We start from the raw sequence: 13,526 nt of genomic DNA, 5'->3' as shown, positions 1-13,526 counted from the left end.
ACGCATAAGAGCGGTATAAAGAAAGAGGAGGCTCAACGATAATGGTAACAACCATGAAAGAAATCAATCATTTTTTTGAACGGCGCCAAGTTCAATTGGGCATGAATTTTGGCCTATCACGGATGGAAGCATTGTTAACTGAATTAGGTGACCCGCACAAGGCGCTAAAGTATATTCACATTGCAGGATCCAACGGGAAAGGATCAACACTGCAATATATTAAAGAAATCCTGCTTGCACAAGGGATTCGGGTCGCTTCCTTCACTTCGCCTTATTTAATACGGATGAATGAACAGCTGAAGATAAATGAGGATGAAATCAGCGATAAGGATTTTATCGCTGTCTTCCGGGAGCTTTGGCCGATCATCCAAGAGATGGACAGTAAGGGGAATGGTCCCACTCAGTTCGAAATTTTGACTGCGATGGCATTTTCTTATTTTAGCAAAAAGGAAGTGGATTTGGTTTTGATGGAAACCGGTTTGGGAGGCAGGCTTGATACAACGAATGTCATCCAGCCGTTTCTTTCGATCATTACCTCGATTTCTTTGGAACATACGAACATCCTGGGTAACACACTTGGGGAAATTGCTTTTGAGAAGGCGGGCATCATTAAAAGCGGGGCACCGATTATCAGCGGAGTAACAGCTGGGGAACCAGCAAAAGTAATTGAAGAAAAAGCGTCATCATTAGGCGTACCGTATTACCAATTAGGTAAAGACTTTCATGTAGGCAATATAAAGCAAAGTGAACAAGGGCAAAGTTTCTCATTTTCGCTTGCCGACAGATCCATCGAAAATGTAGAAATGCGGATGTTAGGCCGTCATCAAATGGAGAATGCGGCACTGGCCATTGCTGCTGTTACACTAGGAATGGAAAATATCGATGAAAAAAGCATAATTAAAGGAATAGGGGAAGCGAAATGGGATGGCCGCTTTGAAAAAATATCGGATGAGCCGTTGGTGATCATTGATGGTGCCCATAATCCTGCCGGCATCGACGTACTGAAGGAAACGCTAAAAGTGCATTACCCCGACTATAAATACCGATTCGTATTCAGTTCATTTAAAGATAAAAATTTTTCCGAGATGCTTCATGGATTGGAAACGGAAGCGATGGAAATCATCATTACCGAATTCGACCATGAACGGGCGGCGGATGCGAAAACGCTATATGAAAAATGCAGTCATCCAAATAAAAGCTTAAACAAGGATTGGCAGGCGGCGATAACGGAAGGCAGAAGGAAAACGGGGGAAAAAGAGATTCTTGTCATCACAGGGTCCCTTCATTTCCTTTCACTTGTGAGGGAGTTCCTGATCAGAGGAAATGTTTGACGTTTTTCTAGAGTGGTGAGGGATGTGCCTTACTTGCGGATTAATTATCTTTCCTTCTATTATGCAGAGAGAACTAGTGAATGATCAACTTAACAAGAGAAAAGGACCTTTTTAAAGGTCCTTTTCTCTTGTTAACAGATTCTCTTGAAAAGAAAAAACTCTAATAGAGTGATTGATAACAAATCACCAAGTATATTTGTTAAAATATGCTTATATATTGATTCTATATGACGGATGAATAGTAGGATCTACTTAATAAAAAGACGGGAGGAATGAATAATCATGAAGAACCCAAGTGTTCATTACATAGTGGAAGGAACTTTTATATTAGGGTTTCAAAGCAAGGCAATCGAATCCTCAAGCACTTTGTATAAATGATGGTTATCCATATCTATCTCTTCGTCTTGGGCTTAATTTTAGGCTCATTCTTTAACGTTGTCGGATTAAGTGTTCCAGCCAGTCATTCATTTGCGAATCGTCGCTCCGCCTGCCCTTCTTGCGGGCGAACATTAACATTCTTCGAGTTGATACCGGTTATTTCTTACATGTTGCAAGACGGAAAATGCCGGGGCTGTAAAACAAGGATTTCCCCCCTTTATCCGGTAGTGGAAATGCTGACCGGTGTGTTGTTTGCCTCTGCTCCCATATTCATTGGCTGGTCGAACGAACTCTTGATTGGCTGGACATTGATTTCATTATTTATGATCATCTTCGTGACTGATGTCACCTATATGCTCATACCTGATAAAATCCTGCTTTTCTTTACGGTGATTTTTATCGTTTTAAGAGTCTCATTTCCGCTGTCACCCTGGTGGGATTCAATTTTCGGGGCAGCGGTTGGCTTTAGCCTGCTGTTATTAATCGCTGTCGTGAGTAAGGGTGGCATGGGTGGCGGTGATATCAAGCTATTTGCAGTGATTGGCTTTGTACTGGGAATGAAGATGGTGCTGTTATCGTTCCTTTTTGCGTGCTTTTATGGGGCGTTCTTTGGCATCATCGGGTTGCTGACCGGAATCCTAAAAAAGAAAACACTTATTCCTTTCGGACCGTATATCGTTTTTGGGACATTGACTGCTTATTTTTGGGGCGATTCCCTTTTACATTGGTATGTAACTTTTTTAAGATGAGCTTAAAGGACCATCCTGATCCAAGAGGAATTTGTCACAAATCACCTGAACAATAGCGCAGTAGGGAACTATCCCCAATTGGCCGCAAGTGAAGATGACATGATAGAGGAATGCATGTAATTGGTGAGAGGCGATATTGAATGGTTTATGAACCAGAAGTACCAGTACCTGGAATTCTTTTTTGGTTACCCATATATGAATAGGGAAATTTGACGAAACCTATTAATGACAAGACGACAAAAGTCTTGTTATTTTTTTTTACCTCTATGTTAGGATGAAAAAAATGATCTGGAGGGGAGGAAAAAAATTGGGCAAGCCGGAACAAAGCAAGGGTCTAACGATTAAAATAAATGGGGAAGAAAAAGTATTTGACGATAAAAAGATTGAAAGTCAAGAGGCGGCGAGTAAGGAGCAGGAGCAGGAACACGCAGATGAGAGTTTCGAATGGATACTCCCTGAGGATTCAAACGAAAACAAAATCGTATTGGTTCCCACACCTCCAAAGAAGAAAATGCCTAAGCTCATCGGTTTTAGTACCAGTTCGCTGAAAAGTTTGGATAAAAGACCGATCAAGACATTCATGATCGCTGTCATTTGTGCTGTTTTTTTCGGGTCGATTCTTGGCTTGATCGCCGTTAAAACAATAACAAAGGAAAAAGCCGAAGTATCTTCGGTCGAGCCCTCGATTCCAACGGAAGCCACTGTTGAGGATAAAAAAGCGGCAGTGACTGAACCAGGAAACCAGCTGAAGACATTCCTTGTACAGGGAGGAGTATTCAGCAGCGAGGATGCGGCAAGGCAAATACAAAAGAAAATCATTGAAAAGCAGGTTCCTGCTGAAATTTTTAAATTGGAAGACAGCTATTATCTATTCTTGGGATCGGCAGAGAGTCTAGTTGCAAGTAAGGAGCTGGCCTTGTTCTTAAAGTCCTATGATGTGGACGTATATTGGAAGGAAATCAATTTTGAAGCTGCTGGGACAAGCGAAGAAGATGAGAAAACCCTCGACAAGATGAAGACAGTATATGCTTCGTTGGCAGAAGCATCCGCAACAAAGCTTCGTGGAAAGGAAGGGACGGTAAGCGAAGAAACCCTGAAAAAAAATATGGATGAACTGAAGGCGGGGAAATTATCGCCGGAGTTTTCGAATATGAACGATGACCTTACTGCTGCCGCTAAGTCAATTGAGGAATATGAGACTTCCAAAAATGAAGAAAAGCTATTCCAGGCTCAGGAAAGTCTGCTTGATTTTTTATTGAATTTCCAAAATATATCGAGTTAAGTAGAGAAAAAAAGGGGGGGCTGCCTAATGGGACAAGCTCCCCAATATGAAATCATCTGTGACACCTTTTTTATTTTCCGGGAAATACTTACAGGCATTTGTCGATTCCTAGTAAAGAATAATTGTGGATTGCATCATAATTTGATAGGATAGATATGTATCTCCCTATGTAAAGAAAGGTGACTTTTATATTATGCAGCCATTGATTTTAGCTTCTTCATCACCACGTCGTAAAGAACTTCTACAATTTCTTCAAATCCCCTTTGAAAGCATGAATTCCAATGTCGATGAAAGTATTGATGAAAACATGTTGCCTGATGCAGCGGTGAAAGAACTGGCCTCCCGTAAAGCGGAAGCCATCGCAGCAAAATTTCAGGAAAGCTGGGTAATCGGCTCGGATACCGTTGTTGTCCTTGATGGTGAGATATTGGGTAAGCCGACAAGCCGGACGGATGGAAAAAGAATGCTGGAAATGTTATCAGGACGGACACATGAAGTATACACAGGTGTCGCCATCCTATTCGGCAAGCATCGCAGAGTATTCGCAGAAAAAACGGAAGTGACATTTTGGGAGCTGCCAGAAACTGAAATCGAACGTTATCTGGATAGCGGTGAACCTTTTGATAAAGCTGGCGGGTATGGGATTCAAGGATACGGGTCTCTTCTTGTCGAACAAATCAAAGGGGACTATTTCTCAGTCGTCGGGCTTCCGGTCTCAAGACTGGCCCGGGAACTTAAAGCGATGCAGGAAGAGTTAGGATAATCTGATTTCCTCTGGCATCTTCCCTTTTCTAAGGAAGGGTTGATTTTTTGAGCGAAAAAATGTTAATACGGGATTACCCGAAAGAAGAGAGGCCGCGCGAAAGGTTTCTGCAGGACGGACCGCAAAGTCTTTCCAATCAGGAATTGCTCGCTTTGCTATTGAGAACGGGATCAAGGGAAGAATCAGTCCTGCAATTATCCGGCAGGCTCATCAATTCCTTCAAGGGCCTGCGCCTGCTAAAAGAAGCCTCAGTGGAAGAACTGACCGTTATTAAAGGGATTGGTGAAGCAAAAGCGATTCAAATCCTGGCCTCTGTCGAACTTGGCAGGAGAATTAACAATTTGAATGATCAAGACCGTTATGTGATTCGATCTCCTGAAGATGGAGCCAATTATTGCATGGAAGAAATGCGGTTTTTATCCCAGGAACATTTCGTCTGTCTCTATTTAAATACGAAAAATCAAGTGCTTCAAAAAACTACGGTATTCATCGGCAGCCTCAATGCCTCGATCGTGCATCCGCGCGAGGTCTTTAAAGAGGCTTTCAAAAGGTCCGCTGCCTCTATCATCTGTCTTCATAACCACCCCTCCGGAGACCCCTCTCCCAGCAGAGAAGATATTGAAGTGACAAAAAGGTTGGTCGAATGTGGTAAAATAATCGGGATTGAAGTATTGGACCATATCATCATCGGGGAACATAAATATGTTAGTTTGAAGGAAAAAGGTTATTTATGACACTATCAAAATTTTTGACGATACGATATAATATTGTTTATGATTTTTAAAAGAGGAAACTTTTTCAAAACTCTTATTGTCAAAAAACGACAAATTATTATTTGAACTTATAAAAAAGGCATTTTTGTTTACGAAAGGGAGATACCATAATGTTTGGAATTGGCGCTAGAGATATAGGGATTGATTTAGGAACGGCGAATACGCTTGTTTATGTGAAAGGGAAAGGTATCGCAGTACGTGAACCATCGGTTGTAGCTGTGCAAACAGATACAAAGCAAATCGTTGCAGTCGGAAACGATGCGAAAAACATGATCGGCCGTACACCTGGTAACGTGGTTGCCCTTCGCCCGATGAAGGATGGAGTAATTGCCGATTATGAAACGACGGCTACCATGATGAAGTATTATATGAAGGAAGCTCAAAAGAAGGGCGTATTCGGCAACAAGCCATATGTCATGATTTGTGTGCCTTCTGGAATTACGGCAGTTGAGCAGCGTGCAGTCATCGATGCAGCTAGACAAGCTGGAGCCCGTGACGCATATCCTATCGAAGAACCGTTTGCAGCAGCGATCGGTGCGGACCTTCCTGTTTGGGAGCCTACAGGCAGCATGGTCGTTGATATCGGCGGAGGAACGACGGAAGTGGCAATCATTTCCCTTGGCGGTATCGTTACAAGCCAATCGATCCGTATTGCCGGTGACGAAATGGATGATGCCATTATCGTTTACATCCGTAAGAACTACAATTTGATGATCGGTGAGCGTACTGCTGAAGCGATCAAGATGGAAATTGGTTCTGCTGGAGACACGGAAGGCGTAGAAAACATGGAAATTCGCGGCCGTGACCTATTGACTGGATTACCGAAAACGATCGAAATTACAGCTGAGGAAATATCCAAAGCATTAAGCGACACAGTTTCTGCAATTGTGGATTCCGTGAAAAACACTTTAGAGAAAACACCACCTGAATTAGCCGCTGACATCATGGACAGAGGCATTGTATTGACAGGCGGGGGTGCTTTGCTGCGCAATTTGGATAAAGTGATCAGTGAAGAAACGCAAATGCCGGTGATCATCGCTGAAAATCCACTGGATTGTGTTGCAATCGGAACGGGAAAAGCGCTGGATCACATTCATTTATTCAAGACTAAATCAAGAGATTCGCGATAAGCAATACTTCTCAAATAGGGCCGGCTCAACAAAAGGTGCAATTTTGAGCCGGTTTTTCTTATGTTTTGCTGTTTAATTAAATCCATAGTGTAAGTTTAAGACCATAGAGTAAATTTTAGATAGAGGTGTAATCACCATGCCACAGTTTTTTAATAAAAAGCTCCTTCTCTTGCTCGTTAGTATTATCGTTCTCGTGGCATTGATCGGTTTTTCATTAAGGGAGAGAGAAGAGTTGACTTGGCCGGAGCAATTCCTGAAAGATACGACAGGCTGGGTCGGAAATGTGTTTAATAAGCCAGTATCGGGTATAACAGGTTTTGTAGGGGGCTTAAAAGACCTTCAACATACATACGATGAAAACAAAAAATTAAAAGCCCGCTTGGATGAATATGTATTATTGAAAACCCAAGTCCAAGATTTAAAGGAAGAAAATGAAGAACTTCGCGATAACCTCAAAAAAGAAGATGACCTGCGGAAGTATTCGCCCACTCAGGCGACGGTCATTGGACGTAATCCCGACCGCTGGCATGAAATGCTGACGATTAATAAAGGGAAACGTAATGGGGTAGAAAAAAACATGGCTGTCATCACGTCCAATGGGCTAGTCGGTAAGGTGAAATCAGCGACGGATTTCACGGCCTCGGTTCAACTTTTAAGTTCGATCGATAAAGCTAACCGTGTCTCGGCGATCGTTCAAGGTGATGATAAAGCATATGGCTTGATTGAAGGATTCGATGATAAGAAGAACCTTTTACTGATGAAACGGATTCCATATGATAAAAAGATCAAGAAAAATTCATTGGTCATCACTTCCGGTTATGGAGGGATCTTTCCGAAAGGTCTGCTGATCGGTAAAGTTGTCGATGTCAAAGTGGATCAATATGGATTGAACCAGACCGCATATATTGAACCTTCGACGGATTTTTATGATATTAATAATGTTATGGTCGTTCAGCGCGAAGTGGACGGTGTATCGAAAGAAAGTGAAGGGGAGGATGAAGCTGAGTGAGATATTTCATCCTTTCTTTTATAGCCTTGGTTTTTTTTGTTTTTGAAAGCATCTTCGCCCAGATGTTCGCTGGCGATGCATTCGGGGCCGATAAAATCCTCGTGCCCCATTTCATGATGATTTTCGTTTTTTTCCTGACCATGTACGGGTCCAGGAAAATGGGTATGCTTTATGGGGCGATTCTTGGATTGACTTATGATGTTGTATATACCGAAATCCTTGGGATTTACATGTTCCTGCTGCCTTTTCTTGCCTATCTGATTTCGAAAAGCATGAAAATCCTGCAAAATAATATATTGATTGCCTGCCTTACTGCGCTTTTATCCACGGCAGTTTTAGAGGTTGTCATCTTTCAGATGAATATCATCCTATCATTTGCAGATATGGGATTTGGTGAATTTGCGGAACGGAGATTGATTCCGACATTATTATTGAATCTCGCATTCATTATTATCAGCTGCTATCCTTTAAAGAGAATGATTGAAAAGCTTGATTTGCAAGGTGAAACGGAATAACGTTCCTGTGTCTTAAGAAGCAGGTGAGAAATGTATTTTCTCTTTTCCGTGTACGTAGAAAAAGGAAATTTGTTTTCCTATGTCGAATTATATTTCATTGAGGTGAAACAAACGTCATGAATAAAAGAATTCAGCAAAATGTCATGATTAAGGGAACAAAAGACGGGTTTATGCTTCATCTCGATGATTCTTGCTCATTTTCCGAATTATTGAAAGAGTTAGAAGTGAAGCTTTCGGCAAACTATCAGTTTCAAGAAAATGACCCGTCCATTTCCGTAAAAGTACATACAGGGAACCGCTATCTTGATGAACAACAAGAAGAAAAGATTAAAGAGGTCATCCATAAAAAGAAGAAGCTTTCCGTAGATGAGATGATTTCGAATGTCCTGACGAAGGATGAAGCGAAACGATGGAAAGATGAAAACCAAGTGACGACCGTGACCAAGGTGATAAGGTCGGGACAGGTTTTTGAAGTTCCCGGAGACTTACTTCTAATTGGGGATGTCAACCCCGACGGAACGGTTCGTGCGGGTGGCAACATATATATCATGGGACAGCTCAAGGGAATAGCCCATGCCGGATATAAAGGGAATAATGAGGCAATTATAGCTGCCTCCGTCATGAAGCCTGCACAGCTGCGCATTGCCGGACAAGTGAATTTATCTCCTGACCAATATACGAAATGGGGACATGACCTGGAATGTGCCTTCATGGATGAAGATGAAAATATCATAATAGAAAAACTGCAAGTCTTAAAGAAATATAGACCTAATTTAAATAGATTAGAAGGGGGTCTCTAATCGTGGGAGAGGCAATAGTTATAACATCCGGTAAGGGTGGTGTCGGGAAAACGACCACCTCCGCCAATTTAGGAACATCTTTAGCTCTTCTAGGCAAAAAGGTTTGCTTGATTGATACGGATATTGGTCTTCGGAATTTGGATGTGATCATGGGATTGGAGAATCGCATCATCTATGATTTGGTCGATGTGGTCGAAGGGCGCTGTAAGATACATCAAGCACTTATTAAAGATAAGCATTTCGAGGATTTGCTTTATCTGCTTCCAGCTCCGCAAAATAGTGATAAAACAGTGGTGAATGAAGAGCAGATGAGGAAACTCATAAGCGATATGAAGCCTGACTATGATTATGTCATAATTGATTGCCCTGCAGGCATTGAACAGGGCTTCAGGAATGCCATAGCTGGGGCAGACAAGGCGATCATCGTTACGACTGCAGAGAGACCGGCTGTAAGGGATGCTGACCGTATTATTGGCCTGCTTGAAAAAGAAGAGCATATTGAACCGCCTCAATTGATCATTAACCGGATACGCGGCCATTTGCTTCATGAGGATGAAGAAATGGATATCGATGGAGTTGCCGATTTTCTTAAGATTGATTTGATCGGCGTCATTCCTGATGATGACCAAGTCATAGTGGCAGCGAATAAAAAGGAACCCATTGCCTATAATCCGGACAATAGAGTTTCGCTTGCCTATCGGAACATTGCCAGAAGGATCCTTGGTGAATCTGTGCCCTTGACTCCAATTGGCAGCGAACCAAAGGGATTCATGTCCAAATTGAAAAAATTCTTTAGCGTGCGGTAAATCTATATTTCATGTCAAGAAGCGGGGAGCATTTGATGCCCTCGCTTTTTTTTGCGCACGGAACTTCATGTAAATAAAAAAAGGCAAGCCATATATTGGCTTGCCTGTTCAATATGCTAAAATCCAGCGGGTTATCCGCGTCTTCCGCCTCTGCCACCGCGTTTTGATTCAGTGCTGCGTTTAAGAGTCGATAAATTTTCTTCACTAGTCTTTAAAAAGCGAACCATTTTATCTTCGAAATTTTCCTTTGGTTGGAAATTACCTTTTGAACGAAAATCTTTAGAACGGCTATCCCCTTGGCGTGGTGGGCGTTTGGTATAAGAAGAGGTTTGCCCTTCGGGTCTATCTATAGCCTTTTTGATGGACAAGGCAGTTTTTCCGTCTTTCTCACTAATCACTTTTACTTCAATTTGGTCGCCTACTTTAAGATGGTCATTTACGTCTTTTACATAGCTATCTGCTACCTCACTGATATGCACAAGACCTGTTGAGCCTCCTGGTAATTCTACGAATGCTCCAAAATTAGTGATACCTGTTACTTTACCTTGTACTTTGCTGCCTATTTCGATTGACATAAAAAAATGTTCCCCCTCAATAATGTTAAAACCACTTTATTATAACAAATTCAGAGGAACAATATCAATCTCAATTATTCGATTTTCTGAATCGATGCCCGAATCTCCTTGGAAATTCATAAGTTTCCGGTGAATTTTTCATTGAAAAAATTTTTTCAGGGATGTGCAGAAAGAAAATATTTTCTCCGTCATAGTCCGGACAAGTTGCTCATACGTTGTAATATAGCGCTTTGACATGAGCAGGGGGGAAATCTGGAATGGATGATCGCAGGAAAGATATCCGCAATCGTATTGCCAAGAGACGTAAGTTTAATGATAAACCGGCAGGAAGCAGTAGTTGGACGGAGATCAACAATGAGGAACCATATGGGATTGATTCATATAACGGGTATTCCGAGAAAGATCATCCGCTCTTCAAGAAAGAATATTTTTTCTTTAAAATCCTTGCCAGTGTATGCCTGTTCCTGATTATCGCGGTGATGTTCAAACACCCTTCTGTGCGGCTGGACCCTGCCAGAAGTTTTGTCACGGAGAACATGAACAAGGAATTTCAGTTCGCTTCAATCTCCAACTGGTATGAAAGTGCGTTTGGTAAACCGATCGCTTTTTTACCGAATGAAGCCAATAAGGAAACTGTTGATTCGAATGAAGAATATGCAATGCCAGCTTCTGCGAAGATTACCCAAACCTTCGAGACGAACGGTGAGGGAATCATATTAGAAACGAGCAAAGGCTCAAAGGTCGAGGCCGTCAATGAAGGGGTAGTCATTTTTGCTGGTGAAAAGGAGGGGATTGGAAAGACTGTCGTCATTCAGCATGCCAATAAAAGTGAATCTTGGTATGGGCAGCTGGAAGGAATTGATGTGAAATTGTATGAGTTCGTTAAAAAGGGCAATGAAGTCGGACAGGTTACACTAAGTGAAGATGGATCCAAGGGCAGATTTTATTTAGCGATAAAAGAAAATGATGCTTTCGTTGATCCCAAAAAGGTGATTTCCTTTGAGTGAATATGGGAAATTGCTGTTTAAAATCAGGGTGCACCCGACATTGTGGTTTGTAATTGGTATCGCCATCCTCACTGCCCATTTCATTGAAGTGATGATGCTGTTGCTCATCGTCTTCATTCATGAAATGGGGCATGCAGTCTGTGCCCAGCACTTCAAATGGCGGATAAAGTCAATCCAGCTGCTTCCTTTTGGTGGGGCTGTCGAGACCGAGGAGTACGGAAATAAGAGTTTGAAGGAGGATTTGGCGGTGGTGCTTGCCGGTCCGCTTCAACATGTTTGGCTCATTGGTGCAGCTTTTTTGCTCTATTTCTTTACTATTATCCCATATGAGCTGTATCAGCCCTTTTTGTATATGAATCTTATGCTGCTGATTTTTAATCTGCTGCCAATTTGGCCCTTGGACGGGGGACGGCTGCTATTCATCGGTGTATCCCTATACTGCACCTTTCTGGAAGCGCAGAAACATACACTTCACTTTTCTGCAGTATTCGCTGTCCTGGCTTTTTTGACCTGGCTCATTCTGGATCCGCTCAATTTGAACATCTGGCTCATCATCTTTTTCATAAGTCTCTCACTCGTCATGGAATGGCGGCAGAGATACTATGCGTTCATCCGCTTTCTTTTGCAGCGCCATTACGGGCATACGAATGATTTGGCGAAACTGAAGCCGATTTCGGTGGATTCACAAGAACCGATTTATAAAGTGCTGGAACTGTTTCAACGCGGCTGTAAACACCCCGTCATCATCATGAAAAACGGGAAAGAGAGCGGCTCGTTGGATGAAACGGAAATCCTTCATGCTTATTTTTCAGAGAAAATGACAAACGGGAAAATCGGCGACCTATTATATTCTTATTAAATATGTTATCCTTTCTTCAAATTGAGGAGAGGATTTTTTTTGATGAAAAAAATGATCGCGAACCTAGCTTCACGCGAAAAAAGAGTGGCCGTACTTGAGAATGGTGTTTTACGTAAACTTGAAATCATGCCGCCTCAAAAGCGCAGTACGGTCGGTAATATTTATCTTGGGAAGGTGACGAAGGTGTTACCGGGAATGGATGCGGTCTTCATAGATTATGGTGCAGAGAAGAATGGTTTTTTACACCGTGACGAGATTCCCTCTTTCCAGCTGACAAAAAAAAGTGATGGGAAAGCATCCATCGGTCAATTTGTCCATCAAGGAGAAAAGCTGCTAGTTCAGGTGACTCGGGATGAAACGGGCACCAAAGGAGCTAAATTGACTGGGTTGATCGAGCTTTCAACAGATTCCCTCGTATACATACATGGAATAGATTATGTTGGTGTTTCAAAGAAATTCAAAAACGATGAACTTCATAAGCAGTGGCGGGAAACGGCCTTGCAATATAAAAATCCTGATGAGGGATTGATTGTCCGCACCTCGATGGAGAACGAAAGTGAATCGGTCTTCCTTGACAGGCTAACTGGATTGCGGGAGCTCTATAAAGGGTTTGAAGTAAAGGCTGCTTCCCTCAAGGCCCCGTCGCTTCTCTATGAGAGGGACGCATACCTTGACATGATCATTTCAGAAATGTCGGGAACCGCAACCGGGGAACTTGCCATCGATGATTTCGAGGCTTATCGGGAGTTGAAAAAGTGGATACAGGAAAACCGTAAGGAGTGGGTAATATCCCATGTATCTGGTCCGAAGAATATTTTTTCCGAATGGAATGTAGAAGCGCAAGTTGAGAAAATGGCCAAGAAAATCGTTTGGCTTGAGAATGGCGGATATTTAATTTTTGAAGAAACGGAAGCTTTCACCGTAATCGATGTCAATTCAGGTAAGTTCACCGGCAAGGTGGCGAAGGAAGCAACATTGTTTGCGGTTAATCAGGCTGCGGCGAAAGAGGTCGCCCGTCAACTGAGATTGAGGAATATCAGCGGAATCATCTTGATAGATTTCATCAATATGGACAATTCACGGCATGAGCAGGAAATCATCGAAATCGTGAAAAAGGAAGCGGTGAGGGATGAGAAGCGAATCCAGGTCATCGGCTTTACGGAATTGGGCATTTTACAAATGACGAGAAAGCGAACCTCCCCATCTTTAAGTGAAATGATGTCGGTGCCTTGCCCCGTGTGCAGTGGAAGCGGTAAAATCGAGAGCCCGGAAACGGTGGCCTTCCGGTTGGAACGGGAACTGCTGGAACACAGGAAGACGGATGAAGAAGCAGTCTGGGTGGAGGTCAGTAAAGCGGTGGCGGACGTGCTGCTGGGTGAAAAGGAATCATATCGGCAGACACTGGAGGAATTGATCGCTAAAAAGATATTCCTATCTTTTATCCCAGGTACGAGGAATACCTATTCCATCAAGCGCTTCGGGAGCATTCAGGAAATCGGGCGGGCTTTCGGATGAAGAGCAGGAATTCTTATAAATATATTGACAGCCT

General features: G+C 42.5%; 14 protein-coding genes. 13 read left to right on the top strand and 1 reads right to left on the bottom strand.

The window, feature by feature from the left end; genetic code table 11:
- Positions 1-41 precede the first annotated feature (41 nt).
- From NYE63_RS20280 to minD, 10 genes are all read left to right on the top strand, one after another.
- Positions 42-1,331 (top strand): folylpolyglutamate synthase/dihydrofolate synthase family protein, encoded by a 1,290-nt coding sequence (locus NYE63_RS20280; protein WP_342602456.1) that lies wholly within the window; start codon positions 42-44, stop codon positions 1,329-1,331.
- 374 nt (positions 1,332-1,705) lie between these two features.
- A complete protein-coding gene (locus NYE63_RS20275; RefSeq protein ID WP_342602455.1) occupies positions 1,706-2,458 on the top strand; it encodes an A24 family peptidase in 753 nt (250 codons plus the stop codon).
- Positions 2,459-2,765: 307 nt separating this feature from the next.
- The gene (locus tag NYE63_RS20270; protein ID WP_342602454.1) at positions 2,766-3,740 is read left to right on the top strand and encodes a hypothetical protein; all 975 of its coding nucleotides are present in this window, start codon (positions 2,766-2,768) and stop codon (positions 3,738-3,740) included.
- Positions 3,741-3,933: 193 nt separating this feature from the next.
- A complete protein-coding gene (locus tag NYE63_RS20265) occupies positions 3,934-4,503 on the top strand; it encodes a Maf family protein (RefSeq protein ID WP_342602453.1) in 570 nt (189 codons plus the stop codon).
- Between the two features lie 59 nt (positions 4,504-4,562).
- Positions 4,563-5,237 (top strand): DNA repair protein RadC, encoded by a 675-nt coding sequence (gene radC, locus NYE63_RS20260; RefSeq protein WP_053537324.1) that lies wholly within the window; start codon positions 4,563-4,565, stop codon positions 5,235-5,237.
- A 149-nt stretch (positions 5,238-5,386) separates the two neighbouring features.
- A complete protein-coding gene (locus NYE63_RS20255; protein WP_034308871.1) occupies positions 5,387-6,406 on the top strand; it encodes a rod shape-determining protein in 1,020 nt (339 codons plus the stop codon).
- Positions 6,407-6,542: 136 nt separating this feature from the next.
- Positions 6,543-7,415 carry a rod shape-determining protein MreC gene (gene mreC, locus NYE63_RS20250; RefSeq protein ID WP_309078061.1) on the top strand — a complete coding sequence of 291 codons (873 nt, stop codon included), beginning with the start codon at positions 6,543-6,545 and terminating at the stop codon, positions 7,413-7,415.
- Positions 7,412-7,930, top strand: a complete 519-nt coding sequence (gene mreD / locus NYE63_RS20245) for a rod shape-determining protein MreD (RefSeq protein ID WP_342602452.1) — start codon at positions 7,412-7,414, stop codon at positions 7,928-7,930. Before mreC ends, mreD begins: the two co-directional genes overlap by 4 nt.
- Before the next feature lie 116 nt (positions 7,931-8,046).
- Entirely contained in the window at positions 8,047-8,730 is a 684-nt protein-coding gene (minC, locus tag NYE63_RS20240) for a septum site-determining protein MinC (RefSeq protein WP_342602451.1), read from the top strand.
- Between the two features lie 2 nt (positions 8,731-8,732).
- A complete protein-coding gene (minD, locus tag NYE63_RS20235) occupies positions 8,733-9,536 on the top strand; it encodes a septum site-determining protein MinD (RefSeq protein WP_034308862.1) in 804 nt (267 codons plus the stop codon).
- 131 nt (positions 9,537-9,667) lie between these two features.
- Here minD and NYE63_RS20230 read toward each other — a convergent pair whose 3' ends face one another.
- Positions 9,668-10,111, bottom strand: a complete 444-nt coding sequence (locus NYE63_RS20230) for a S1 domain-containing RNA-binding protein (RefSeq protein ID WP_034308861.1) — start codon at positions 10,109-10,111, stop codon at positions 9,668-9,670.
- 257 nt (positions 10,112-10,368) lie between these two features.
- Between NYE63_RS20230 and NYE63_RS20225 the strand changes: the two genes are divergently transcribed.
- The 3 genes from NYE63_RS20225 to NYE63_RS20215 are packed head-to-tail and all read left to right on the top strand — an operon-like array spanning position 10,369 to position 13,492.
- Positions 10,369-11,118, top strand: a complete 750-nt coding sequence (locus NYE63_RS20225; RefSeq protein WP_342602450.1) for a M23 family metallopeptidase — start codon at positions 10,369-10,371, stop codon at positions 11,116-11,118.
- A complete protein-coding gene (locus NYE63_RS20220; RefSeq protein WP_063232836.1) occupies positions 11,111-11,977 on the top strand; it encodes a M50 family metallopeptidase in 867 nt (288 codons plus the stop codon). The genes NYE63_RS20225 and NYE63_RS20220 overlap by 8 nt, the downstream gene beginning before the upstream one ends.
- A 42-nt stretch (positions 11,978-12,019) precedes the next feature.
- On the top strand, positions 12,020-13,492 hold the full coding sequence (locus NYE63_RS20215; RefSeq protein ID WP_342605831.1) for an Rne/Rng family ribonuclease: 1,473 nt from the start codon (positions 12,020-12,022) through the stop codon (positions 13,490-13,492).
- Positions 13,493-13,526: the final 34 nt, after the last annotated feature.

The sequence above is a fragment of the Peribacillus sp. FSL E2-0159 genome (assembly GCF_038643155.1).
In the GTDB taxonomy this organism is placed as follows: Bacteria; Bacillota; Bacilli; order Bacillales; family DSM-1321; genus Peribacillus; species Peribacillus simplex.
Note: the sequence above shows the minus strand (reverse complement) of the source record. Positions and strands in the feature narration are given on the sequence as shown.